Source organism: Paenibacillus sp. VCA1 (assembly GCF_031583795.1).
In the GTDB taxonomy this organism is placed as follows: Bacteria; Bacillota; Bacilli; order Paenibacillales; family Paenibacillaceae; genus Paenibacillus_AQ; species Paenibacillus_AQ albilobatus.
In genome coordinates this window covers 71,341-95,990 of sequence record NZ_JAVLSX010000013.1, presented here as the reverse complement: position 1 = coordinate 95,990, position 24,650 = coordinate 71,341, and the positions used below count along the sequence as shown (strand labels likewise).

Annotated in this window: 21 protein-coding genes; 3 read left to right on the top strand and 18 right to left on the bottom strand. The window is 51.9% G+C overall.

What is annotated here, in order from left to right:
• Nucleotides 1–107: 107 nt before the first annotated feature.
• Entirely contained in the window at nucleotides 108–2,003 is a 1,896-nt protein-coding gene (locus tag RJP21_RS25165) for a PrkA family serine protein kinase (protein ID WP_160043174.1), read from the bottom strand.
• Between the two features lie 296 nt (nucleotides 2,004–2,299).
• Between RJP21_RS25165 and RJP21_RS25160 the strand changes: the two genes are divergently transcribed.
• Nucleotides 2,300–3,055 (top strand): DUF2161 domain-containing phosphodiesterase, encoded by a 756-nt coding sequence (locus RJP21_RS25160; protein ID WP_310861739.1) that lies wholly within the window; start codon nucleotides 2,300–2,302, stop codon nucleotides 3,053–3,055.
• Here RJP21_RS25160 and RJP21_RS25155 read toward each other — a convergent pair.
• Together RJP21_RS25155 and RJP21_RS25150 are read right to left on the bottom strand one after the other, a co-directional pair.
• The gene (locus RJP21_RS25155; protein WP_310861738.1) at nucleotides 3,039–4,262 is read right to left on the bottom strand and encodes an aminotransferase-like domain-containing protein; all 1,224 of its coding nucleotides are present in this window, start codon (nucleotides 4,260–4,262) and stop codon (nucleotides 3,039–3,041) included. The genes RJP21_RS25160 and RJP21_RS25155 overlap by 17 nt on opposite strands.
• Nucleotides 4,263–4,340: 78 nt before the next feature.
• Nucleotides 4,341–4,997, bottom strand: a complete 657-nt coding sequence (locus RJP21_RS25150) for a response regulator (protein ID WP_310861737.1) — start codon at nucleotides 4,995–4,997, stop codon at nucleotides 4,341–4,343.
• Between the two features lie 324 nt (nucleotides 4,998–5,321).
• On the opposite strand from RJP21_RS25150, the gene RJP21_RS25145 reads away from it, so the two are divergent.
• Nucleotides 5,322–5,729 (top strand): hypothetical protein, encoded by a 408-nt coding sequence (locus tag RJP21_RS25145; RefSeq protein WP_310861736.1) that lies wholly within the window; start codon nucleotides 5,322–5,324, stop codon nucleotides 5,727–5,729.
• Complete coding sequence (locus tag RJP21_RS25140; RefSeq protein ID WP_310861735.1) at nucleotides 5,726–6,793, top strand: phosphodiester glycosidase family protein; 1,068 nt, start codon at nucleotides 5,726–5,728, stop codon at nucleotides 6,791–6,793. Before RJP21_RS25145 ends, RJP21_RS25140 begins: the two co-directional genes overlap by 4 nt.
• Before the next feature lie 292 nt (nucleotides 6,794–7,085).
• Here RJP21_RS25140 and RJP21_RS25135 read toward each other — a convergent pair whose 3' ends face one another.
• The 15 genes from RJP21_RS25135 to thrS all read right to left on the bottom strand — a co-directional run bounded on the left by RJP21_RS25135 (nucleotide 7,086) and on the right by thrS (nucleotide 24,548).
• A complete protein-coding gene (locus RJP21_RS25135) occupies nucleotides 7,086–7,340 on the bottom strand; it encodes an AbrB/MazE/SpoVT family DNA-binding domain-containing protein (RefSeq protein WP_160043317.1) in 255 nt (84 codons plus the stop codon).
• Nucleotides 7,341–7,624: 284 nt separating this feature from the next.
• Nucleotides 7,625–8,089 (bottom strand): tRNA (uridine(34)/cytosine(34)/5-carboxymethylaminomethyluridine(34)-2'-O)-methyltransferase TrmL, encoded by a 465-nt coding sequence (gene trmL / locus RJP21_RS25130; RefSeq protein ID WP_310861734.1) that lies wholly within the window; start codon nucleotides 8,087–8,089, stop codon nucleotides 7,625–7,627.
• Between the two features lie 129 nt (nucleotides 8,090–8,218).
• Complete coding sequence (gene serC, locus RJP21_RS25125) at nucleotides 8,219–9,310, bottom strand: 3-phosphoserine/phosphohydroxythreonine transaminase (RefSeq protein ID WP_201452183.1); 1,092 nt, start codon at nucleotides 9,308–9,310, stop codon at nucleotides 8,219–8,221.
• Nucleotides 9,311–9,517: 207 nt separating this feature from the next.
• Entirely contained in the window at nucleotides 9,518–10,942 is a 1,425-nt protein-coding gene (glnA, locus tag RJP21_RS25120) for a type I glutamate--ammonia ligase (RefSeq protein WP_310861733.1), read from the bottom strand.
• A 250-nt stretch (nucleotides 10,943–11,192) separates the two neighbouring features.
• The gene (gene aroF, locus RJP21_RS25115) at nucleotides 11,193–12,245 is read right to left on the bottom strand and encodes a 3-deoxy-7-phosphoheptulonate synthase (protein WP_310861732.1); all 1,053 of its coding nucleotides are present in this window, start codon (nucleotides 12,243–12,245) and stop codon (nucleotides 11,193–11,195) included.
• 453 nt (nucleotides 12,246–12,698) lie between these two features.
• The gene (locus tag RJP21_RS25110) at nucleotides 12,699–13,646 is read right to left on the bottom strand and encodes a 4-hydroxy-3-methylbut-2-enyl diphosphate reductase (RefSeq protein ID WP_310861731.1); all 948 of its coding nucleotides are present in this window, start codon (nucleotides 13,644–13,646) and stop codon (nucleotides 12,699–12,701) included.
• 55 nt (nucleotides 13,647–13,701) lie between these two features.
• Nucleotides 13,702–15,168 (bottom strand): sensor histidine kinase, encoded by a 1,467-nt coding sequence (locus RJP21_RS25105; protein WP_310861730.1) that lies wholly within the window; start codon nucleotides 15,166–15,168, stop codon nucleotides 13,702–13,704.
• A 2-nt stretch (nucleotides 15,169–15,170) separates the two neighbouring features.
• Entirely contained in the window at nucleotides 15,171–15,860 is a 690-nt protein-coding gene (locus RJP21_RS25100; RefSeq protein ID WP_160043162.1) for a response regulator transcription factor, read from the bottom strand.
• 136 nt (nucleotides 15,861–15,996) lie between these two features.
• Entirely contained in the window at nucleotides 15,997–17,622 is a 1,626-nt protein-coding gene (locus RJP21_RS25095; RefSeq protein ID WP_310861729.1) for a S1C family serine protease, read from the bottom strand.
• A 643-nt stretch (nucleotides 17,623–18,265) separates the two neighbouring features.
• Nucleotides 18,266–18,922 (bottom strand): response regulator, encoded by a 657-nt coding sequence (locus tag RJP21_RS25090; RefSeq protein WP_310861728.1) that lies wholly within the window; start codon nucleotides 18,920–18,922, stop codon nucleotides 18,266–18,268.
• Complete coding sequence (locus RJP21_RS25085; protein WP_310861727.1) at nucleotides 18,922–19,980, bottom strand: sensor histidine kinase; 1,059 nt, start codon at nucleotides 19,978–19,980, stop codon at nucleotides 18,922–18,924. Before RJP21_RS25085 ends, RJP21_RS25090 begins: the two co-directional genes overlap by 1 nt.
• A 4-nt stretch (nucleotides 19,981–19,984) precedes the next feature.
• Nucleotides 19,985–21,043, bottom strand: coding sequence for a cell wall-active antibiotics response protein LiaF (gene liaF / locus RJP21_RS25080; RefSeq protein WP_310861726.1), 1,059 nt, complete (start codon nucleotides 21,041–21,043; stop codon nucleotides 19,985–19,987).
• Nucleotides 21,044–21,256: 213 nt separating this feature from the next.
• The gene (locus RJP21_RS25075; RefSeq protein WP_160043157.1) at nucleotides 21,257–21,469 is read right to left on the bottom strand and encodes a hypothetical protein; all 213 of its coding nucleotides are present in this window, start codon (nucleotides 21,467–21,469) and stop codon (nucleotides 21,257–21,259) included.
• Between the two features lie 116 nt (nucleotides 21,470–21,585).
• A complete protein-coding gene (locus RJP21_RS31345; RefSeq protein WP_397386281.1) occupies nucleotides 21,586–22,383 on the bottom strand; it encodes a 3D domain-containing protein in 798 nt (265 codons plus the stop codon).
• Nucleotides 22,384–22,607: 224 nt separating this feature from the next.
• On the bottom strand, nucleotides 22,608–24,548 hold the full coding sequence (gene thrS, locus RJP21_RS25065; protein ID WP_310861725.1) for a threonine--tRNA ligase: 1,941 nt from the start codon (nucleotides 24,546–24,548) through the stop codon (nucleotides 22,608–22,610).
• Nucleotides 24,549–24,650 lie beyond the last annotated feature (102 nt).

The following is a 24,650-nucleotide window of genomic DNA, read 5'->3' as shown; positions in this document are numbered from 1 at the left end:
TTGAAATAAATTTTTTCTTGTTTTTTCCTGCTCCCGTAAAAAAATCCCGAAATATGCCATGCACATGCAAAAAAACCGCCCTCTTTCGAGGGCGGTTTGCGGATTTTTTACCGGTTCAGCAGGCTTCCCACATATCGAAGCAATTCGTTTGCGCATACCGGGCAGTACCCGTGATCATCCATCAAACGTTTGCTGACTTCGTTGATCCGCTTCAGTTGGGTTGCATCCGGCGTTTTGGTGGAAGTCGTAATTTTGACGATGTCTTTCAGGTCCGCAAACAGCTTTTTCTCGATGGCTTCGCGCAGCCGGTCATGGTTGTGGTATTCGAACTTTTTCCCTTTGCGCGAGTAAGTCGAAATGCGGATCATGATTTCTTCCCTGAACGCCTTTTTGGCGTTTTCCGAAATGCCGATCTGCTCCTCGATCGAGCGCATCAGCCGTTCATCCGGGTTCATCTCCTCATCGGTCAGCGGATCACGGATTTTGGACATGTTGCAAAAGGCTTCGATATTGTCCAGATAATTTTCAAAAAGCGTTTTTGCCGACTCGTCAAAGGAGTACACAAACGCTTTTTGCACTTCTTTTTTCGCCAGCTCGTCGTATTCCTTGCGCGCCACGGAAATGAAATTCAAGTAACGCTCCCGCTCCTCCTTCGTGATGGAAGCATGCTGGTCCAGGCCGTCTTTGATCGCCCGCAAAATATCCAATGCGTTAATGCACTGAAGATCCTGCTTGATCAAAGCGCTGGAAATGCGGTTGATGACGTACCGCGGATCCACGCCGGACATGCCTTCTTCCAAATATTCGGACTGCATTTCCTTCAGGTCGGCTTCCTTGAAGCCTTCGACCTCTTCGCCGTCGTACATCCGCATTTTTTTGACGAGATCCATGCCGTGTTTTTTGGTTTCCTTCAGGCGGGTGAGGATCGAAAAAATCGCGGCGGCCCGCAGCGCATGCGGCGCAATGTGCACATGCTTCATATCGCTTTGCTTGATCAGCTTGTTGTAGATTTTCTCCTCTTCGGATACCTTCAGGTTGTATGGAATCGGCATGACGATCATCCGCGATTGCAGCGCTTCGTTTTTTTTGTTGGAAATAAACGCCCTGTATTCGGCTTCGTTCGTGTGCGCGACAATCAGCTCATCCGCCGAAATGAGCGCGAAACGTCCCGCCTTGAAGTTGCCCTCCTGGGTCAAGGAAAGCAAATTCCACAGAAACTTTTCGTCGCACTTCAGCATCTCCTGGAACTCCATCAGCCCCCGGTTCGCCTTGTTCAGTTCTCCGTCAAAGCGGTATGCCCGAGGGTCCGATTCCGAGCCGAATTCGGTGATCGTCGAAAAATCGATGCTGCCGGTCAGGTCGGCGATATCCTGCGATTTTGGATCCGAAGGGCTGAACGTCCCGATACCCACCCGGGAATCCTCGGAGATGATCACGCGGGTGACGGGCACTTTTTCGATATCGCCTCCGTACTCCAGCTTCAGCCGCATTTGGCAGGAAGGGCACAGGTTTCCCTCGATGCGCACGCCAAGCTCCTCCTCCACCTCAGCCCTCAGCTCAAGCGGAATCAAATGCAGCGGCTCCTCGTGCATCGGGCAGCCGTCGATCGCGTAAAGCGCTCCCTGGTCCGTTCGCGAATATTTTTCCAAGCCCCGTTTCAGGAGAGTTACCAGCGTAGATTTGCCGCCGCTCACCGGACCCATCAGCAGCAAAATACGTTTGCGGACATCAAGCCGGCGGGCCGCGGAGTGAAAATATTCCTCCACCAGCTTTTCAATGGACCGGTCCAGTCCGAAAATCTCCTGCTCGAAAAATTTATAACGCTTATAGCCGCCCACCTCCTCCACGCCGTACGACTTGATCATGTCATATACGCGTGCATGAGCCGTGACCGCAGCCGAAGGATTTTTACGGAGCAGCTCGATGTAATCTTTAAAGGTGCCGTTCCACGCAAGTTGATCACTTTCTGCCCGATAGGCCGCAACGCGTTCGAAAATATCCATGCTAGTACCTCCTATGACTACGTTATGGGTGGTCAAAATTTCATCAAAGCGTCAAGGGTCAACTTCCATCCCATTCATCGCATATTCAAACATCCATTGATCGAAAAGTGTAATACATACCTATGCGGAACGATGGGATTAGTTGACCTATTTTTTCGCGAAAGGAGGTTTGTCTTTTATCGGATGTTATAATATAGGAAATCAAAAAATCCGATCGAATTCGCTTGGTGAAAGCATGTATGTGTCGGAGCGGAATTGTTAACGGAAATCGGAAAGCATTGCAAAGGGGAATGATCATGACCGTGCAGCATGAAACCGAGCTGTATGAGCCGCTGAAGGCTTTTTTCGAACAGCGGGGCTATGAAATCAAGGGAGAGGTGCGGCACTGCGATCTGGTCGGGGTACGACCGGAGGATGCCGAGCCTTTAATCGTGGAAATGAAAAAAACGTTTAATCTGGCCTTGCTGCTGCAAGGCATGGAACGTCTGCAGCTGAGCTCCCGGGTTTATTTGGCGGTCGAACGCAGCCGAACCAAGCGCGGCGCCGTCAACCAGCGTTGGGGCGACATTACGAAGCTGTGCCGCAAATTGGGCTTCGGTCTTATTACGATTACGTTTTACAAAACGAAAAAGCCGGTTGTCGAGGTGCTGTGCGAGCCTGGCGTTCAGGAGCCTGCCAAACCCGTCAGGCAAAAACGGAAGGAGCGTCTGCTCTACGAATTTCACGAGCGCAGCGGGGATTACAACGTCGGCGGCAGCAGCCGCGCGAAACTCGTTACCGCCTACCGCGAAAAGGCGCTGCGCGTGGCCCAGGCTCTTGCGGCAGCCCCGCCGGAAGGCGCTTCTCCGGCGCAGCTGCGCAGCCTTACCGGCCTCGCCAATACGGCGGCCATCCTGCAGCACAATTATTACGGATGGTTCGACCGGATCAAGCGCGGCCGTTACGTGCTCACCGCCGCCGGAGCCGCAAGCCTCAAAGAATACGCCGGCGTGCTTGAAGCCGCTTCTTCGTCCGCGGCGAACATCCCGGGAAGCGCTAGCTCCGGGCCGTAAATTCCGAGATCGCTTCGCCGATCAAATTCATGCCGAGTAGCAGCTCATCCCGCCCGGGATGCGTAAAATTAAGGCGGATGTATTCGCTGCCCCCTCCGTTCGGGTAACATAACGTCCCGGGGAGAAACGCGGCCCCTTTATCCAGCGAACATTTCAGGAGAGCGACGCAGTCCAACGCCTCCGGAAGCTTCACCCAAATGAACATGCCGCCTCCGGGAACGTCGTAGCGGACGTTTTTCCAGGCCGGCCGTTTGAGCAGCTCCGTCATCAGTTTGAGCCTTGTTTCGTATTCGCGGTTCAACATCTGAATATGCTCGTGAATATTAAAGGTGGAGGACTCCAGCAAGTAATGGAGGAGGCATTGGTTGAAGTGGCTGGATTGCCAATCCGCCAGCTGCTTGGCCATGATCATCGTCTCGATCAATTTTTTGTTTCCTGCCGCCCAGCCGGTACGAAGCGCCGGAACGACCGTTTTGCTGAAGGAGCCGATATGCAGCACCTGCCCTCCTTTCCCTGCATCATCCAGCGAAAACAGGGAAGGGTGCTCGCCGTAAAAAGCTTTTGCGCCGATGCCCCCAAAATGAAGATCGCCGTACGAATTGTCTTCGACGATGAGCACGTTCCGCGTTTTGCAGATGTCCAGAACCTCCCGGCGGCGCGCCAGGCTCCATAAAACCCCGGTCGGATTGGTGAAGTTCGGCGACACGAGCAGAAGCTTCGGCTTCAGCCGATCCACCTCTTCCTGCAAACGCTCCGGGCTAATCCCTTCCGCATCCCCTTCGACCGGCACGATGGAGGCCCCCTGCATTTTCAGAATTTGCATAAACCCCGGTGCCGTCGGCTGCTCGACCAACACCGGGTCGCCGGGCTCCACGTATACGCGGGCAAGAAGATCCATCGCCTGCTGGCTGCCTGTCGTCAAGAGAATCTGTCCCGCATCCACGTCCGTCCCCTTGCGCTCCTTAAAATCCTTGCACAGCCATTCCCGAAGCGGCAAATAGCCCTGCGGCTCGCCGTATTGAAGCGCTGCAGGGCTTTTGGAAATGACGGCTGCCGCGGCAGCCTCCAGTGACGAAATCGGGAACAGCTCCTCGGCGGGAAGTTCCTCGGCAAAAGAAATGAACGATTCCCGCGTAGACAGCGATCTCATGAAGTGGATCGGCGACGAAAGCATCGCTTTTGTCCGTTCCGCAAAGGAATACCGCATGATATCTCCTCCTTCTCCCAGTTCCAATCACCGGCGGTCCGGTTGTATCTTCTTTACTCCATGTATATATATCCCGGTCTAGCTGAAAACAGGACTTTTTTGTCGCGTGGTCAGGGCAAATTTTTCGATCGCCTGAGCACGGGTGGAGACGCCTAGCTTCACGTATATTTTGCGCAAATAATTGTCGATCGAACGCCGGCTTACCGATATTTCCATCGCGATTTTGTCATACGTAATCCCTTGCACGATCCGTTCCATGATAAATATTTCCGTTTCCGTCAAATGGTATAGGGCACCGTCGACAACCGCCGGCTGCACCTGCCAGATTCCGTTTTTCAGCCAATCCATCGGGAGCATCGCAAGCCCCTCGCGCAGTCCGTCGATCATCAGCATCAGTTGGGCCGCGGACGCCTGTTTCGACAAAATTCCGCTTCCGCCCAGATTGACGATCGAATGCAGCAGCTTAATCCCGTCGGTATCCGTCAAAATGAGCACATGACTGTCCGGCGAGCCGTGTTTAATTCTCTCCAGCAGCGATTCCGCCGTTCCTTCCGGCATTTGGTAGTCCAAGAGCACCAGTTCCGGCTTTTGCTCGGTCACGAGCATCAGTCCTTCATCCCATGTCGAAGCCATTCCCGTGACCCTAAGTTCTTCCCTTTCTTCCAAAATCAATTTGGTTCCCAGCATACTTGTGGGGTGACTGTCTATAATCACGACCCGCCAAACCTTCGTCATTTCGATTGAAACCCCCTGATCAATAAAGTGGAATGAATGCTTGATCATCTAATTTATGACAATTCTAAGCGCGTTAAATGCTTGTTTTAAGACGTGTGCAAAGTAGAAAATGGTGTCAGAGGTATATTCAGGAAAATAATGTTAAAGTGGCATACGGACTCTCCCTTACTCCAAATAAATCTATCAAGATTGTATCGCAACGCTTCCATTGGGCGCAATCTCTTTTTAGGCTTTTCTGTGACTTTAGATTCATTTTTGCGAAATTGATAGGGTAATGTTAGAATGGGGACTGGCAAAAAAACCAATTGTAACCGGGGTGATGATATGGAAACGAATACCGAACCTTCCTCCGCCTATCAGAACCGGACAAGCCGGGGAAAATCCCCTTCCGTCATGCTCGTTTTGCTCGTCTGGATATTGCTTATAGCCGCAGGCATTACCGGCGCTTATCTATACAGCAATCATATGAAGCAGGATATGATCCGGCAGCTTCAGGCCGACACCCATAAACAGATGAATGAGCTGAAGCAAAGCTATGAAGCGAAATTTACGGAATTGTCCGGGGAAGTCAAAGAGCTGGAAAGCAAGGTACAGTCGTTTAACGAGCTGTTGACGTTCACGAAAGACAACGCCTCAAACAAAACGGACAACAGCAATAAGCTGTACACACAGCTGAACGAAGTCAAAAAACAGCTGAACGAGCTTCAGCGGAAAATGGATTTGCTGAAATGATTGTCGAAAAAAAGAAAATCAACCGTTTTTTCCTTTTGGCAACCGGACCGTTTTTGGGCATGTTCATCTTTATGATGTTCAGCTTCAAAACGATACATGTAGAGGTTCAGCCTGCCTCCTACGTCCCTGCCAAAACGTTGGCTGCCCAATCCGAGCAGCTCAAGCAAAACCTTGATAAGGCGGAACAGACCGTTCAAGCGACCATCTCCTCGATCCGCAGAACTTCGGCTTTATACAAGCAAACGACCGCAGCCATGAATGCCATCGTCAAAACGGCGCAAACCCAGGCGGAGCGGCCTGAAACGATCTATAACCGCCGCATCAGCGCCAAGCTTGGCGTTCCGTTCGAACGGGTGGAAAGCAGCCGCATCCGGATCGAGCTGTACCATGTCAATCCCGGCGTTTACCAAGGCTATGCGATGAAGGTGAAGCTGAAGGACCAAAACGCCATGCAAATGACTTTGGGCCGCGACAAGGTCGGCGGAGCCGAAACGACGCTGCAGGCCGTTAACCGGTACGGTGCGGTAGCCGGCATCAACGCCGGCGGTTTCGCGGATTCCGGCGGCAAACGCTACCCGCTGAGCACAACGGTGCTGAACGGTAAATATGTCAACGGGTTCGAGCCAAGCTTCAAGGATTTGTTTTTCGTCGGGCTGAATGATGCAGGCAAACTGATCGGCGGCAAGTTTTCGAACCAAGCGGAGTTGGATCGGCTGAAGCCAAAATTCGGGGCTACCTTTGTGCCGGTCCTGCTGAAAAACGGGCAGCCGATGCCGATTCCGGATAAGTGGAAAACATCCCCGAATCGCGCGCCCCGCACCGTCATCGGAAATTACAAGGACGATCAGCTGCTGATCATCGTCGTGGACGGCTACAACGAAAGCGGCGGCTCCGGCGCGACGCTTCAAGAGCTTCAAAGCAAAATGTACGGTCTCGGCATCGTCGATGCCTACAATCTGGATGGCGGCGGATCTTCTTCCCTTATTGTGAACGGAAGGGTCGTAAACCATCCGTCGGACGGGAATCTGCGGCCGGTTCCGACCCACTTTTTATTTTTTAAATAAAACGAATTCATTTATTTTTTTCCGAAGTGTGGGTATAATATGGTTTAAGAGCATGGTAGATTAGCGGGAGGTGGCCTTCATGTCGTTCTCATTAACATTTTGGATTGTTACACTGGTGCTTGTTATGTTCCTGACTGGCATCTTAACCGCGGCTTATAACGATGATAAGACCAAAGGCCTTTAATCCATGGCCCCAAAAAGGCTTCCTGAATCAGGAGGCCTTTTTCTCGTTTTCGGGCGTTTTTTGGCAAAAAAGAAACATCACGAATGATTCGTGATGTCTGTCATGCCATTATGCATGTCTTTGCAGCTGCGCCATGTCGGATTGGCACTGTCCGCAAATATAACGTTCCTTGAACTCGCTTACTTCGTCCATGGATCCGCAGAATACGCATTTGGGACGATAACGCTCCAAAATAATATGATCTCCCTGTACCAAAATTTCGACAGGGTCCCCTTCATTCATCTGATACCGTTTTCGAAGCGACTTGGGCAGGACGATTCTTCCCAGCTGATCAACTTTGCGAACTACACCAGCAGGTTTCATAGACAAACTACACCTCTCCTATTAACTATTCAACTTGTTGTAAGATTATGGACATCGGTTCCGGGCCGGGGTCGAACCATATTCCGATAACCAGGAAGAAAAACGTCGATTTACGCGGTTTAGAATGACAAAATCCGTCAATGGACGTTCTTCAATGATTAGAAAGTACTCCTCGCGGTCAGTATGCCTTTTCCAATCACAAAAAATGGGTCTTTCTTAATAGTTCGATGTGCGGATGTCGAATCCTGCTAACCCTTATAATTTTTATTTCTTTCTTTAAAAAGTTACTTCATGCCGGGAAAATCCAGCTGGCGCAGCGCTTCGTACACAATGATCGCCGCCGAATTCGACAAATTCAGGGAACGGACCTTATCGGTCATCGGCATGCGGATGCAGCTGTCCGAATTTGCGGCCAGCAGCTCCGGCGGCAGTCCCTTGGTTTCTTTGCCGAACACCAGGAAATCTCCGTCCCGGAACTGGACGTCGGTATATCTTTTGTCCGCTTTCGTCGACGTGTAGAAAAAACGGCCTTCCGGATATTTTTCCTGCACCTCTGCAAAAGAGTCATGGTATTCGATCTGAACGGCATACCAATAATCCAGCCCCGCCCTTTTCAGCTTCGAATCATCCGTGCTGAAGCCGAGCGGGCGCACCAGATGCAAATGGGTTCCCGTCGCTGCGCAGGTTCTTGCAATGTTACCGGTGTTGGCCGGTATTTCGGGTTCTACTAGCACGATATGCAGTGCCATGGGTCAGTCACTCCATCCTTCGGGTATTGTTCCGATCTGTTTTCATTCGCCGCCATAAGCAACGAAAAAGCCCTTCGCTGTAAGGCGAAAGGCTGGCTTTTCACTGGCTAAAGTCCGAATCAGGCTGCCTTATCCGTGACGCTTTTGGAAATCGGCCATAAAATCAACCAGAGCTTTGCAGCTGTCATACGGCACCGCGTTGTAAATCGAAGCGCGCAAACCGCCCACGCTGCGGTGACCTTTCAGGCCCACGAATCCCGCTTGCTCCGATTCCTTGATGAACTGCTTTTCGAGCTCTTCCGATACCAGGCGGAACGTGACGTTCATGATCGAACGGCTGCCTGCATCGACGGGACCGCGATAGAAGCCTTCGCTGCTATCGATTATATCATAAATAAGCCCGGCTTTCTTGCGGTTGGCCTGCTCAACGCCGGCAAGACCGCCCTGTTCTTCGATCCATTTCAAAACCTCGTTCACCATATATACGGAGAAAGATGGAGGCGTGTTATAGAGAGAGTCGTTCTTCGCGTGCGTACTGTAACGCAGCATCGTCGGAATATGGCTTGGAGAATCGGCCAGCATGGCTTCCCGGGCAATCACGACCGTTACCCCTGAAGGTCCCAAGTTTTTCTGGGCGCCCGCATAGATAAAATCGAACTGGTTCGCGTCGAATTCGCGGCACAAAATGTCGCTCGACATATCCGCGATCAGGGGCACGTTCCCCGAATCCGGATACTGCTGGTACTGCGTCCCTTCAATCGTTTCGTTGGAGGTTACATGCAGGTACGCGGCGTTTTCCGGAATTTCGATGCTTGCAAGATCAGGAATTTTCATATACTTGTCTGCTTCCGAAGAGGCCGCGATATGCGTTTCGCCGATCAGCTTCGCTTCTTTGATCGCTTTGTCCGCCCAGCTGCCGCTTTTGACGTAGCTCGCCGTCTTGCCTTCGGTCAGAAAGTTCATCGGAATCATCGCGAACTGCGTGCTGGCTCCCCCTTGCAAAAACAGCACTTTATAGCCTTCAGGATTGCCGAGAAGCGACAAAAGGCGGTTTTCCGCTTCATGATGGACTTCTTCGTATACTTTGCCCCGGTGCGACATTTCCATAATGGACATGCCCGTTCCCCGAAAATCAACAAACTCCGCTTGCGCGCGCGTCAAAACTTCAAGCGGCAGCGCTGCCGGCCCCGCGTTGAAATTGTATGCTCTCTTGCTCACGATAACTCTCCCTCTCTCTGTACTCGAATTTTTTGAAATCAATGATAGCAGGTATACGGGAACGCATCAAGTACCAAAATGCACAAGCGCATGTCCCGGCGCCATCGTTTTCTTCTACCACTTTAGCATATTTCCCTAAGTAAAGCTTTAAAGAATTGAAAAGCGAAAGAGACTGCCCCGTCGCGGGACAGCCTTTCGTCTGCGTTTCGATTAGCAGTCAAAGTAGAGGCTGTATTCATGCGGATGAATACGGATCGATACGGCTTTTGCTTCGCTGCGTTTCAGTTCAATGTAGTTATCGATGAAATCTTTCGTAAATACATCGCCTCCAAGCAGGAATTCATGGTCGGCTTTCAGCGCGTCGAGCGCTTCGTCCAGCGTGCCGGGCACGCTGCGGATTTCGGCTTTTTGCTCGTCGGAAAGCTCGTAGATGTTTTTGTCCATCGGGCCGTATCCAAGCTCGACCGGATTGATTTTGCGCTTGATGCCGTCCAGGCCGGCCATCAGCATCGCGGAGAACGCGAGGTACGGGTTCGCCGTGGAGTCCGGCGTGCGGAACTCGATGCGGCAGCCTTTTGGCGTCACGGCAGCAACCGGAATGCGGATGGCCGCGGAACGGTTTCCTTTGGAGAACACAAGGTTCACAGGAGCTTCGTAGCCGGGAACCAGGCGTTTGAACGAGTTGGTCGACGGGTTCGTCAAAGCAAGCAGCGCAGGCGCATGGTAGAGGATGCCGCCAATGTAATGGAGAGCCATCTCGCTCAGGTTCGCGTACCCGCCTTTTTCATAAAACAGCGGAGTGTCGCCGTCGAAAATCGACTGGTGCACATGCATGCCGCTGCCGTTGTCGCCAAAGAGGGGTTTCGGCATGAAGGTTGCCACTTTGCCGTATTGGCGGGCCGTGTTGTGTACGATATATTTATAGACCAGCAGGTTATCCGCTGTTTTCTTCAAGGTATCGAAACGGAAGTTGATTTCGGCCTGGCCGGCGGTCGCCACTTCATGGTGATGGCGCTCCACGCGCAGTCCGACTTCTTCAAGCAAACGGCACATTTCGCTGCGGATGTCCTGCTGCGTATCGACGGGAGCTACCGGCACGTATCCGCCTTTTACTTTGATTTTGAAGCCGAGGTTTCCGCCTTCTTCTTTCCGGTTCGTGTTCCATGCGGCTTCTTCGGAATCCACATAGAAGGAAGAGCTGTTCATGCTGCTTTCGTAACGGACGTCGTCGAAAATAAAGAACTCGGACTCCGGCGCGAAAAATGCCGCTGTACCCACGCCGCTGGCTTGCAGATATTCTTCCGCTTTCGCCGCAATGCTGCGCGGATCGCGTTCATAACGCTCGCCGTCCGGCGTGTAGATGTTGCACATGATGTTTAATGTCGGATGTGCGGTAAACGGATCGATAAACGTCGCATCCGGATCCGGCATCATAACCATGTCGGATTCTTCGATTCCCCGGAACCCGGCGATGGAAGAGCCGTCAAACGCAACCCCGTTTACGAACGTTTCTTCATCCACTTCTCTGGCAGGCAAAGAAATGTGATGCGCACGACCGGACAAATCGACAAAACGAAAATCCACCCACTCAATTGCATTATCTTTGATTGTTTTCAACACGTTTTCAACCGACATCTTCTCTTCCTCCCATTTTCCGAACAATTACCCACATATTCTACGAGAACGTTCAGCATCTTCTATTTATGTCGTCATTATAAAACGCAAAACCTGACATCGTCAATATCCATGTCAGGTATTTTTTTAGCATGTGTTAGGTATCCTTACACCATTTAGGTTTAAGCCCTTGTTAGCTGCACACAAACAGCCTGCCCATCCGGCTTAAAAGCCGGTGAGCAGGCCATGTATAAAGGTTATGAATAAACAGTTATTGCGCAAACGCTTCGGCAGGAGCCTTCTCCGTGTTGAATGTACGGCCGACCAGCGGAGCGAGCTTCTCCAGATCCTTGAGCAGCGCGGCGAATTGGTCCGGGAACAGCGATTGCACGCCGTCGCCCGTCATCGAGTTGTCCGGATCGGTATGCATCTCGATAATGAGTCCGTTCGCCCCGGCGGCTACGGATGCCTTGGACATCGGTTCCACCAGCTCGCGGCGGCCCGTGCCGTGGCTCGGATCGGAAATGACCGGCAGGTGGCTGAGCTGCTGCAGCACGGGGATCGCCGACAGATCGAGCGTGTTGCGCGTGTAGCTTTCGAACGTCCGGATGCCGCGTTCGCACAGCATAACGTTCGGGTTTCCTCCGGCGAGAATGTATTCGGCGGCGTTAAGCAGCTCGTCGTAGGTGGCGCTGAAGCCGCGCTTCAAAAGCACCGGCTTGCCGCAGGTCCCCAGTTTGCGCAGCAGGTCGAAGTTCTGCATGTTGCGGGTGCCGACCTGCAAAATATCGGCATATTCCGCGCAAATGTCCACATATTCCGGCGTCATGACCTCGGTAATCGTCAGCAGGCCGTGTTTTTGCCCTGCCTCGGCCATCATGATCAGTCCCTCGACGCCGACGCCTTGGAAGCTGTAAGGGCCTGTACGCGGTTTAAACGCGCCGCCGCGCAGCACCTGGCCCCCGGCCGCCTTGACGAGCGCCGCGATCTCGTCGATCTGCTTCGGGGATTCGACGGCACATGGCCCGCCCATAACGACCAGCTCATCGCCGCCGATTTTCACGCCTTTAATATCGATCACCGTATTTTCCGGATGGAAGTCCCGGCTGGCCAACTTGTAGGATTTCGAAATTTTCACCACGTTTTCGACGCCTTTCATCTGGCGCAAATGCTCTGCGATGGACGGGTCGACCTTGCCGACGAGGCCGATCACCGTACGGTCCGAACCTCTGGAAATATGGGCTTGAAGCCCGTTGTTTTCAATGACGCGAACGATGTCCTGAATTTGCTCTTCAGGGGTGGTATTGGATGTAATAACGATCAAAATTACCATTCCTCTCTATCATCAGTTTCTGTATGCCGAATCAAATGCCGGGAACCGGGTTCCCGGTAGCATGGAAGCCGACACTTTTCAATCCGATCAAATCGGCGATGACATTCACCTATTTGCTTAAACGCGTTTTAGCTTTTTAGCTTTTATGCTTTTAATCGATAAAGTAACAATAAACTATTTTGCTCTGTCCGTCAAGCCCAGGGAACAAAATGACTTGTTGGTTGGCGGCCCGCCGGCACCGGTTAACGTTTTAACCTAAGCTATCGCTTTTGCTCCATTCTTGCCTCTTCTCGTTTCCCATTTTCCGGATATCGGCTGCCGCCTGCGGATGGATGAAAAAAAAAGCGGTACAAGATATTTCTCTTGTACCGCTCTTTCCTATGGTTAAATGTTTGTTGAAGGGAACTGCCAACCCTCGCCGGCAATCCTCTCCTGCATCTTTTTTTAAGATTTGATCGTTTTGACCGGGGGCAGAAGCTTGTTCATATTGACGGTCCGCTTGATTTCCCAAGTCTCTTCGTTGTTCGGATCGTATTGCTCCAAATAGTTGATGACCTCTTTCGTTATCGGCGTCGGCGTCGATGCTCCCGAGGTCACCGCCACCTTGGCGACGCCTTCCAGCCATTCGCGTTTCAGCTCGGTGATGTCCGCAATCCGGTACGCTTTGACATGGGCGATTTCCTCGGAAACCTGCGCCAGGCGGTTGGAGTTGTTGCTTCTCGGATCTCCGACGACGATAACGAGGTCCGCTTGGCCCGCCTGCTCTGCCACCGCCTCCTGGCGAACCTGCGTCGCAAGGCATATTTCGTTATGCACTTCGGCCGAAGGATACAGGTCGAGCAGTTTTTTGACGATATGCTTAATGTCCCATTGGCTCATCGTCGTCTGGTTCGTAATGACGATTTTGGAGGAAGGAATGTTCAGGGCGTCGATTTCCTCTTCCTTTTCGATGAGATGCACATGGTCCGGGGCGATCCCGATCGCGCCTTCCGGCTCCGGATGGCCTTTTTTGCCGATGTAGATGATTTCGTACCCGTCCGCAACCTTTTCCCGGATCAAGTCATGCGTCTTGGTGACGTCCGGGCAGGTCGCATCGACCGTTGTCAGACCTTTTTCCCGGGCGATTCGGCGCACTTCAGGGGAAACGCCATGGGCGGTGAAGATTACCGTTCCTTTATCCACCTGATCCAAAATGTCCAGACGATTGGCGCCGTCAAGCGTAATGATGCCTTCGTCTTCGAAAGAGTTCGTGACATGGCTGTTGTGAACAATCATGCCGAGAATATATATGGGCCGCGGGAGATCCAGGTTTTGGGCCGCTTGGCGCGCAAGCACCATGGCGTCCACCACCCCGTAGCAATATCCGCGCGGTGATATTTTAATAACTTCCATGACTGGCTTCACCTGCTTTCTTATGCTGTTGCAGCTAACATCTATTCATTATACCTTATTCCAAAGGCGTCGGAAAGACGATCGGCAGCCAGATGACAAACGTAGTCCCTTCACCCAAACGCGTGACGACCTCGACCGAACCTTCCAGCTCATCGATGATCCATTTGGCGATGGACAAGCCGAGGCCGATGCCTTCCGTCACGCCGCGGGATTGGTCCGCCCGGTAGAAGCGTTCGAAAATATGCGGCACTTCCTCCTTGTCCATGCCGATTCCGGTATCGGAAATCCGGATGCCTACCTGATTTTTGTAGATAAAAGCGTCAAAAACGACCTGGCCTTCCGGCGTGTATTTGAACGCGTTTTCGATAAAAATGAACAGCATTTGCTGCATGTAATCCTTGTTGCCGTTGACATAAACGCCATTCAGGATCGAGAAGTCTCCGGTAATCCATTCGGCTGTACGCGGCAGCATTTTGGCCCGGCGCGCCACTTCCTCGACGAGAATTTCAAGCGGCACCGGCTGCTTCTCGAAGGTCCGTCCGGTATCGGCCCGGGCCAGGGAGAGCATGTCGCTCACCAGCCTGCTCATCCGCTTCGATTCGTCCGCGATGTCGCTGACGGCTTCAAGCGTCATCTGGTGCATCGTTGCCTCATCCAGGTTCGGGCGTTCGGAACCGTCGTCCTTTGACCACATCCTTTGCAGCAGGTCGACGTTGCCGCGAATCGTCGTAAGCGGCGTGCGCAGCTCGTGGGACGCGTCCGAAACGAAACGGCGCTGCGCGGCATAGGAGTCCTCCAGGTTTTTATAAAACCCTTCCATCCGGCCCAGCATGTTGTTGACCGTATTGATCAGCTGCCCGATCTCGTCCTGCGGCCCGTCATAAGCGATCCGTACGCTCAGGTCCGAGCCTTTTTGAATCTGGTCGGCCGCCTCGATGACTTTCCCGATCGGGGCGATCGACTTGCGTGCCAGGAATAAGCCGAAAGTCGTTGCCATGAGTACCATGATGGTTGCGCTGATGATCAATATGGAACGGAGAAGACTTAGCAATTCCTCCTCGTGACCGGTCCAAACGGCGAGTTGCAAAAATCCGATTAACTGATTCTGAACGACAACAGGCTTTTGATAGACCATGAAAGGATTGCCGTTTAATCGGAAGGTCTCAAAAGAATCGACATTAAAAGCATTCTTTGCGGAAGGGACGGGAAAGGTCTTTTTCATCCTCCCCAAATTTTCCGTGATCAGGTCACGATTATTATTATAGTCATGCAACTGTCCAAAAATCTGGGAAGATTGAAAACCCGAAGTCGCGGACAACCCACCAATATCAAATTTTAATTCGCCTTGGGAAATGTACAACACCAGATTAGGCTGAATTTGTTTGCTCTGCTCTTCAAGATTGCTCTTCACTTTAGAAAAAGTATAAAAATGAACCACCCCATACACGGCAGAGCCAAACAAGATCAGCGTTACGGCCAAGATGCACGTATACCAGGCTGTCAGCCGGAGTCGTATGGACATGTTTAGGAGTCACCTCTCAGAATGTAGCCGGCCCCCCGAATCGTCTGGATTACGCGTTTGCCTCCATGCTCCTCGGTTTTCTGCCGCAGCATCGCGATATAAACCTCAAGCACGTTGGATTCGCCGCTGTAATCGTATCCCCAGATTTTATCCATGATCAGGTCGCGGGACAACACGCGTTTCGGATTTTGCATAAATAGGTGCAGCAGCTCGAATTCCTTGGCCGTCAGCTCCAGTCGTTGCCCGCCGCGCAGCACCTCCCGGGAATCGACGTCCAGCACGATATCCTCGAAGGTCAAACGGTGGTCTTCCGCCTCCTCCTGGCCCGGCTTGCGCCGCAGCAATGCACGGACCCGCGCCAGCAGCTCCTCGAGCGCAAACGGTTTGACCAAATAATCGTCGGCGCCGAGATCCAGTCCCTTCACGCGGTGTTCGATCTCATCTTTTGCGGTCAGCATCAGAATAGGCACACGGATCCCGCCTTCGCGCAGACGGCGGCACACTTCGAATCCATCGACCTGGGGCATCATGACGTCCAGAATGACGAGGTCGGGCTCGCTGTTGAGAACGCTTTTTAAACCTTCGGCCCCGTTGTTGGCCGTTATGATATCATAGCCTTCAAACGCAAGCCCTCTGCGCAGCATGGAAATGATTTTTTCGTCGTCGTCAATAATCAGTACTTTCGATCGCATAAACGGATGGCTCCTTTATTTCTTAACTATGTTCGTTGTTATTTCTATTGTAGCAGTGAAGTTTTGCGTTTGCATCCTTGCACGGCAACAGCGGAAGGGACCTTCCCTTCCGCTGCCGATTGAAGCCTTCCGACGATTACTGATTGCTGCCGTCGGAAGGAATGTTGTATTTGTTTTTGTCGCCGATGGTGAGCTCCGTATCCATTTTTTTACCGTTGCGGACGACATGCAGCGTTACTTTCGCGCCAACCTTTTGTTTTTGGATATAATTCACAATATCCGTATGGGTTTTAACGTTGGTGCTATCGACGCCGGTAATGATGTCGTATGGGCGCAGATCAGCTTCATATGCCGGAGATTTGAAAGTAACCTCTACAACGACCGCACCTTGGGTTACGTTTGTTTCCATTTGCTTGGCGACTTCATCCGTTAAAGTTATCAGCTTGACGCCAATAAACGGTTCCGGATCCTTCGGAATTTCCTGATTGTTTTCCAGCTTCTGAACGACGTTTTTGATCGTGCTCGCCGGGATGGCAAACCCGATGCCTTGCGAATCCTTGCTGACGGCTACGTTCATGCCGATGACTTCGCCGTTCAGGTTAAGAAGCGGACCGCCGGAGTTGCCGGGGTTGATGGATGCGTCGGTTTGCAGCAAATGCTGGTATTTACGCGTATCCGTGCTTCCTTCATCACTCGCATCGATGGTGCGTTCGCGCGCACTCAGGACGCCTGTCGTTACGGTATGGTCAAACCCTTGCGGATTACCGATGGCTACAACCGGTTGCCCTACCTTCAGGCTGTTGGAATCGCCGAGAGGTACGACCGGGAAATTATTTTTGCCCTCGATTTTCAACACGGCCAGGTCCAGATCTTTGGATTTGCCGAGCAGTTTGGCTTCATACGTTTTGGTGTCATTTTCGACCGTTACCTGAATGACATCCGCATTTTCAACGACGTGCTCATTGGTCAAAATGTATCCGTCTTTTTTATAGATAAATCCGGAGCCGATGCCGTAAGGAACCAGCTGCGATTTGCCCGGAGTCTGGGAATTTTGGCCGGAGCCGGAATCACCGCCGTTGTTGCCGTAATAATCGCTGTCTCCGCCAAAGAAGAACGAAAACGGATCGTTCATAAACGGCGATTGCGATTGCGAACTCCGGCTGTTCGATTTGACGAGCGTTTCGATTTTAACGACCGCAGGTCCCGCTTGTTCCACGACGCCCGAGACGTCAAGCGGCTTGTTCAGCGGAAGCGAAGCCGGTTGGTTGCTGCCGTTGCTGGTTTCCGGTGTTGCGGTCACCGGCGTGGTGGCCTGTTCTTCGGCGGACAAAGCCGCTTTTGGCGTAAACAGGTTCATCCGGTCCGACGTAAACATCAGAGCCGAGATTACGACAACGCCGGCCAGGAACGAAATCAACACCGTTTTGACGGATGTTTTCTGCGGCGGCTTCTGGTTAAACTGCCAGTTGCCGCCGCCCCCACCCGTTCCGCCGCCGTATCCGCCGGCATTGCCGGGGTCGGACGAGAAGCGGTATGCATTAGAGGTAGGGAGCGGCCGAACCGGGTTCGGAGGGGTGATTTCGACGTCCTCCTGTTTGCTGCGGCTTTCGGCGCCATGCTGTTCTGCCCGGTCTTTTCCAATCGACTGGAACGGTCCGTAGGAATAATAATATGAAGAACCCGATTCGGAAGATCCTTGACGTTTCACGCCTTCGTTTTGAAACTCGTCTTCAGGTTGACCCGATCTGTTTCTTTCGTCCATAATAATGCCTCCTGTGCACCCTTTTTATATCTCAATGTCCTTGGGGAATTGTTTAACTGTTTATATGATGTACTATAAACCTTAACCACAGATTAAAAACAATTTAAGCGGAGATAAAAAGATAATCTGCAAAAAGACATTGATAAGATGTTTTTTCATTATTTTTAACTATAAACAACTGAAATTGATAATGTTCGCTTTTTAAATAAACAACAAACCCAGTACCTTTTAAGATACTGGGTTTGTTGTTTGAAAATTTGGTTTTTTAGTAAATTTGATGCCACTTTTTTAGTTCATCTCATTAAGCCAAAACTGCTATCCATCCTGCATAAGTACCGTACCATAATCCATTTATCAGCTGAGTTGAGATCAGTTTCAGATTTCCATAATATTGATAACCATTAATAGTTGTTGTATAAGGAACAGTTGTTGGTACATCCTTAGATTGAGAATATCCACGAGAAGGTTTATATGAGGAAATGTATACTGGATCTATTACAATATATTCTAAATGAAGTACTCTACAATCCTTTATTATCTTCCTGTATTTTTTATACAATCTTGCATACGAACAATCATTTTTAACCAACAGAATTAGCCATGAAGAGGAGCTAATGTTAGTAAGACTGAAGGATGAGCTTCATTATCCCTGCACCCATCCTTTACGGTGCGCGTAAATCGCCAGCTGCGTCCGGTCCTCCAGCTCGCATTTCATCAGCAGGTTGCTGACATGGGTTTTGACGGTTTTGATGCTGATATGCAGCTCTTCGGCGATCTCCTTGTTGCTTTTGCCTTCGGCGATCAGGAGCAGCACCTCTTTCTCGCGTTCGGTCAGGCCCGAAGAATCGCCCTGGACGGTGCGCTGGCGGATCCCCCGGGTAAGCGCCTGCGACACGTCGCCGGTCATAACCGGCATGCCGCGGTTGGCGCCCTGCAAGGCATAGATCAGTTCATCCGCCGAGACTGTTTTTAGCACATAGCTGACCGCACCGGCCTCCACGGCATCGACGACAAGATCATCCTCCAGAAAACTGGTCAAAATAACGATTTTCATGGAAGGGTATTCGGCCAAAACCGCCTTGGTCGTCTCCACCCCGTTCATCACCGGCATCATCAAATCCATCAGGATCAAGTCCGGAAACTGCTCCGGCGCGGCATTGTTCAGCCAATCGACCACCTTCGAGCCGTTATCGGCCTCGCCCACGACCTCGATGGACGGATCCAGCATCAAATACGTTTTCAGCCCCATCCGCACCATTTCGTGGTCATCCACGATCATCACTTTCAAGACATCCGCCATTATTCCTCATCCTCTCCTATCGGTTGTTTCCCGCCGGCCGTCCCATCCACAAACTTCGGTATATGTACGCGAATCGTTGTTCCGGAACCTTGACGGCTGATGATTTCCACTTTTCCGCCCAATTTTTCGGCGCGCTCCTGCATCGTGGACAAACCATAAGATCCCGTCTTATGCGGCACCTCGTTAAAACCCTGTCCGTCGTCGCTGATGCTGAGCACAACCTGCCTTTGCTCCTCGCGCAGCGACATGCTGACCAGCCGCGCATGGGCATGCTTCACGATATTCGCCATCGCCTCCTGGATGATCAAAAACAACTGGTGTTCGATCGCTTCGGACAGCTTGCCCTGCAGCTCGACTTCCTTCATTCCTTTCAAGCCGTTTTGGCGGCAGTAATCCGGGAACCATACCTCCAGGGCGTCCTCCAGGTTTTTGCCCTCAAGCTCGACCGGACGCAGCTGGGCAATAAGGGCGCGCATCTGCTTTTGCGCCATCTGGGACATTGAAATCAGCTGATTCATGACCGTCTGTCCTTGTTCCGCGTTGCGCTCCAACACTTTTGGAAGCGAGGAGGCGGACATATGGATCGCGAACAGCTGCTGGCTGACCGTATCGTGCAAATCCCGCGCCATGCGCCGGCGTTCCTCCAATACGGCGCGTTCGGCGGCTTGCTCCTTCTCCACAACCTCCTGCTCGCCCATCCGCTGCAGCAGCATCATTTTTTTCTCCATCGCTTCCATCAGGTTGTTAAACTCATGATACAAACGCTCAAAAGTCGGGTCGTCGCATTCCCCGATCCTCACCGATAAATTGCCTTTGGCCACCTGCAGCATATTGTACTCGAGTATGTCGACCCTGCGCTGAATCCGCTGGCCGGCCATGTATCCGATAATGATCGACAACAGCAGGAAGCCCAGGCTTGTGTATACCCAAACCCAGGTTCCTTTTACGGTCAGGTATCCGCTGTCCGCCCCGATCACCAACACCGCGCTCATTATGAGGCCGGTCAGAACGAAATAAAACAGCAGCACCCATTTCGTATTTTTCGTTATGTTCCGCATGCGCTTAACCCACTTTGTTCACTTTAATGTCGCCGATAAACGCGCTGACATTAATGCGGATTTTTTTGCGGGCTTCCTTATAAAACGGGGTTTTCGTCTGAAAATTGCTCATAAACCCGCTGCGCGATTCATTCAGCACCGACATGTCCCCGATAAACGAGCTGGTGTTGACGGAGATTCCAAGGTCCGTATCGTCCGGTACGTACACCTTAATGTCGCCGATAAACGCGGAAATGTTGATTTTCGTTTCCCCGAAAGGGATATGCGCGTTCGTCAGATCGAGCACCGTATCCCCGATAAATTGCGACAGGTTCGTCGGCTTCAACTCAAAATATTCGCGTCCCAGATGAATATCCCCGATAAACGAAGACCGGTTGATTTTTCCGCCGTCGTTGTGATGTCCGTCCCATTCGGCATGGCCGTGGCGGGCTTCATGTCTCATCTGCTGGTGGTGTTTTTTTTGCTCTTTGTATCTTTTTTTGTAATGCTTGTATCGATCCTTCACGTGATCGTCGTCCAGGTCGTCCGGATCGAAATCGTCGTCGTCATCGAAGTCCGCATCCGCATGGATCGACTTGCGCTCAGCCTGCTGCTTCGTGTACGGAATCCCGAACTTTTCCTCGAACTGCTGGTCCAAGGTCGATTTTGCGGTCAGGTCCTCCGGTTCAGGCGGTTCCGGCGTAAATGCCGGCGCATCATGGTCCGGGGTCGGCCGGGAAGGCGGCTTGCGGTCATTCGGCTTGAAGATGACGTACAGTCCTGCGAGAATGAGCATGGCCGGAATGATGATTTTGAAGAAGCTTCCCGGCGTTACCCAATCCCAGCCTTCGTTCCTTCCCAGAAAATAGGTCCCGAAAAGCAAAAGGAATGCCGCTCCCCAAAAGGCTCTCCGCCCTTTCAGCAGCTCCTTGACGCCCAGGACAATTAGTATGACCGGCCAGTAATGGCTGATCACGTAACCGAGACTGACATCAATGACGTTCAGCTGGTTCAGCAGGAAAATGACGCCGATCCCAATGAGCACGACCCCGCCGAACAGCCGGTCCAACCATCGTTTTTTCATAACAGGTTCTCCTTTTATCATAATCTTCTTTGCCCGCTTGGAGTCACTCCGAGCTTCTGTAACTTTGATCTAAGTGTACAACAGGTTGGCGTAATGAAGATAGCGGCGCGGGAATGAAATCGTCCTCCGTCCCGAGACCGAGTCCATTGGAACAGATTGGCAAAATAAAACACCCGCCCTTTCGAGCGGATGTCTGGATGTACCGTTATGTTCTTAAGCTTGGTCAGTCGGTTTGAATTCTTCGTCAAACTTTTCGTTTGGCGTTTTGTAGCTGCCGGTGCTGCCTGCACCTGCACTGCCTGCGCTGCCGGTACGAGCGGTTCCCGTCGTTTGTGTCGTTGGCGTATTGGCAGTGTCCTCGCCAAATTCCGTTTTGAACTTTTCGTTCGGCGTCATATAGCTGCCTTGTTGTTGTTGCTTTTTCATGGCCGTTTCACCTCCCTGAGCTTGTCGTAAACGGCAAACCTCAGTTGCCGGGGGCGTTTTTTGTTCCCCAGTCCGTAGTATGTGAAATGCCAAGAAATTTATGCAGCGGCAATCGTCTAAATGACTTCTTCCAGCAACGAAGCCGGAACGGATTTATAGGTTTGAATGGCTTTGACAAGCGTATTCAGCAGCTTCTCGCTGCATTTCCCGTTGCCGACTTTAATCACTTGAACCTCGACCTCTTTTTTGCCCCATTCCTTGTATACCTGCTTGGTCGTATCGAAATACAGGTCGATTTTTCGTCCCTTGATGGCAGAGCCGACATCGGCAACGACCGCGTACCCGTAATCCGGAATATACAAAATGGTGCCCAGCGGGAATACGCGCGGATCGGCCGCAATCGTGGAAATCGTATTTTTATCCCTGCGGACCTTCACGCCGGAATACGTAATCCCGTACTGCGGGTGCGACGGGTGTTTGCCCGTGGACTCGTAACCGGCAGTGTATCCTGTCGCCATGACCTTGAGCGTATGGATGACCTGATCCCGCTTCGGAGCCGTGACTGCAATGGCCCCCTGCTTTTTGGCGGGAACCTTGGTTTCCGGTTTCGTGACCGCGGGCAGCGCCATTGCCCCGAATTTGGGCAAATACTCGTCCTGGGACTTGGCGGCAAATTGTTCCGTCTTCTTCTGGTTAAGATCGACGATCATGAACATTTCCGGGTTGGAAGCATATTTTAACGGTTTAAGATAGTAGTCGTTTTTTGAGGCGATCATCAAGTTCGGGCCGTTGTTGTCCTCGGTATAGGACGGCATCATCGAAAATGCCGAGGCATACAAATTAGGCGTATCCGCGAATAGCCCGATTAAAAAAATACATAACAAAATCCTCTGCCATGTTTTTACCTTCATCATTGAAATCCTCCCCCTTTACTTCCGAGGATGTCCAGATGATTTGGGGTTTATACATGTTTTTTGAACCCGAAGTTCATGGCAGAGGATGATGTCGCTCAAAATATGGAACGTGCATGTCCGAAGCAGCTTTTTTCAAAAGCTTTCAGCTTCTTCAGAACGATTCCGTCCCCTTCGCTACTTTCGCTTCATTCCAAACATTTCTATCCAATTTCGAGCAGTTTTATTTAAAATATAACACGGTTTGCGATTTGCTCTTTCAGCATCGTCACCGCTTCGGCAAGCGGCTTCGCGCCCTGGTCGCCTTCCCCGCGTTTGCGGATGGAGACGGAACCAGCGTTCATTTCGTTTTCGCCGACGATGAACATGTACGGAATTTTTTCCAGCTGTCCTTCGCGGATTTTGTAGCCCATTTTTTCGTTGCGGAGGTCGGCGTCGACGGCAATGCCGTTCAGCTGCAGCTGCTCGGCGACCTGCTTCGCGTAATCTTCGAAAGCGTTCGATACCGGAATGACTTTAACCTGCACCGGAGACAGCCAAAGCGGCAGCGAACCGGCGAAGTTTTCGAGCAGGAAGGCCGTAAAGCGTTCCATCGTGCCCAAAATGCCGCGGTGAATGACGACCGGACGATGCTTCTGGCCGTCATCGCCTACGTATTCCAGCTCAAAGCGTTCAGGCAGCAGGAAGTCCAGCTGTACGGTCGACAGCGTTTCTTCCTTGCCGAGCGCCGTGCGGATCTGCACGTCCAGCTTCGGTCCGTAGAAGGCCGCTTCCCCTTCCGCCTCAAAGAACGGAATGCCGGTTTCCTCGACGACCTCGCGCAGCATGCGCTGGGACATTTCCCACATCTCGTCGTTCTGGAAGTATTTCTCGGTGTCTTCCGGATCGCGGTAAGACAAGCGGAAACGGAAATCATGAATGCCAAAATCATCATATACCTTCGTAATCAGCTGGATGACGCGCAGGAACTCTTCTTTGATTTGGTCCGGACGGCAGAAAATATGGGAATCGTTTAATGTCATCGCGCGCACGCGGTGAAGGCCGGTCAAAGCGCCGGACATTTCGTAGCGGTGCATCATGCCCAGCTCGGCGATCCGGATCGGCAGATCGCGGTAGCTGTGCATTTCGCTTTTATAAATCATCATATGGTGCGGACAGTTCATCGGACGAAGCACAAGCTCTTCGTTGTCGAGTTCCATTTTCGGGAACATATCCTCCTGGTAATGCTCCCAGTGGCCGGACGTTTTGTACAGCTCGACATTGCCGAGGACCGGCGTATATACGTGTTGGTAGCCGAGGCTTTCTTCCAGATCCACGATGTAACGTTCCAGCGTGCGGCGCAGCTTCGCGCCTCTTGGCAGCCACATCGGCAGGCCTTGTCCCACAAGCTGGGAGAAGGTGAAAATGCCGAGCTCTTTGCCGAGCTTGCGGTGATCGCGTTTTTTCGCTTCCTCCAGCATATGCAGATGCTCGTCCAGCTGGGCTTTTTTCGCAAACGCCGTGCCGTAAATCCGCTGCAGCATTTTGTTTTTGCTGTCTCCGCGCCAGTATGCCCCGGCCACGTTCATCAGCTTGAACACTTTGATTTTGCCGGTCGAAGGCAAATGCGGCCCGCGGCAAAGATCGAAAAATTCGCCCTGCTCGTAAATCGAGATGATGCTGTCTTCAGGCAGCGCATGGATCAGTTCCAGCTTGTAAGGATCGCCCAGCTCGCCGAAAATGTCCAGCGCTTCCTGGCGGCTGACCTCCTTGCGTACGATCGGCAGGTTTTCGCCGACGATGCGCTCCATTTCTTTTTCGATTTTTTGCAGATCCTCGGGGTTGAGCGGATGCTCCAAATCCATATCGTAATAAAATCCGCCTTCGATGACGGGTCCGACGCCAAGCTTCACTTCTTTGGCCCCGAAAAGGCGTTTCGTCGCTTGCGCCATCAAGTGAGCCGTGCTGTGACGCATCACTTCAAGGCCATCCGGCGAATCAAGCGTCACGATTTCGATCGCTGCGCCGTCCTTCAGCGGCGTGGACAAATCCACCACGATCCCGTCCATTTTGCCTGCAGCCGCGTTTTTCTTCAAACCGCTGCTGATCGAAGCGGCCACATCCTCAATCGTGCTTCCTTCCGCGTATTCCCGGACCGAACCGTCCGGCAGTTTGATACTTACCGACATCTTTTATTCCTCCTTCAAAATTCAACCAAAAGCATACAAAAAAACACCCATCCCTGTAACATAGGGACGAGTGTCTGTACCCGTGGTTCCACCCAAATTCAA

Coding starts and splice junctions, on each gene's coding strand:
- RJP21_RS25165 (WP_160043174.1), bottom strand. CDS start 2,003: ATGGATATTTTCGAACGCGTTGCGGCCTATCGGGCAGAAAGTGATCAA.
- RJP21_RS25160 (WP_310861739.1), top strand. CDS start 2,300: ATGACCGTGCAGCATGAAACCGAGCTGTATGAGCCGCTGAAGGCTTTT.
- RJP21_RS25155 (WP_310861738.1), bottom strand. CDS start 4,262: ATGCGGTATTCCTTTGCGGAACGGACAAAAGCGATGCTTTCGTCGCCG.
- RJP21_RS25150 (WP_310861737.1), bottom strand. CDS start 4,997: ATGACGAAGGTTTGGCGGGTCGTGATTATAGACAGTCACCCCACAAGT.
- RJP21_RS25145 (WP_310861736.1), top strand. CDS start 5,322: ATGGAAACGAATACCGAACCTTCCTCCGCCTATCAGAACCGGACAAGC.
- RJP21_RS25140 (WP_310861735.1), top strand. CDS start 5,726: ATGATTGTCGAAAAAAAGAAAATCAACCGTTTTTTCCTTTTGGCAACC.
- RJP21_RS25135 (WP_160043317.1), bottom strand. CDS start 7,340: ATGAAACCTGCTGGTGTAGTTCGCAAAGTTGATCAGCTGGGAAGAATC.
- trmL (WP_310861734.1), bottom strand. CDS start 8,089: ATGGCACTGCATATCGTGCTAGTAGAACCCGAAATACCGGCCAACACC.
- glnA (WP_310861733.1), bottom strand. CDS start 10,942: ATGTCGGTTGAAAACGTGTTGAAAACAATCAAAGATAATGCAATTGAG.
- RJP21_RS25110 (WP_310861731.1), bottom strand. CDS start 13,646: ATGGAAGTTATTAAAATATCACCGCGCGGATATTGCTACGGGGTGGTG.
- RJP21_RS25105 (WP_310861730.1), bottom strand. CDS start 15,168: ATGTCCATACGACTCCGGCTGACAGCCTGGTATACGTGCATCTTGGCC.
- RJP21_RS25100 (WP_160043162.1), bottom strand. CDS start 15,860: ATGCGATCGAAAGTACTGATTATTGACGACGACGAAAAAATCATTTCC.
- RJP21_RS25095 (WP_310861729.1), bottom strand. CDS start 17,622: ATGGACGAAAGAAACAGATCGGGTCAACCTGAAGACGAGTTTCAAAAC.
- RJP21_RS25090 (WP_310861728.1), bottom strand. CDS start 18,922: ATGGCGGATGTCTTGAAAGTGATGATCGTGGATGACCACGAAATGGTG.
- RJP21_RS25085 (WP_310861727.1), bottom strand. CDS start 19,980: ATGCGGAACATAACGAAAAATACGAAATGGGTGCTGCTGTTTTATTTC.
- liaF (WP_310861726.1), bottom strand. CDS start 21,043: ATGAAAAAACGATGGTTGGACCGGCTGTTCGGCGGGGTCGTGCTCATT.
- RJP21_RS25075 (WP_160043157.1), bottom strand. CDS start 21,469: ATGAAAAAGCAACAACAACAAGGCAGCTATATGACGCCGAACGAAAAG.
- RJP21_RS31345 (WP_397386281.1), bottom strand. CDS start 22,383: ATGATGAAGGTAAAAACATGGCAGAGGATTTTGTTATGTATTTTTTTA.
- thrS (WP_310861725.1), bottom strand. CDS start 24,548: ATGTCGGTAAGTATCAAACTGCCGGACGGTTCGGTCCGGGAATACGCG.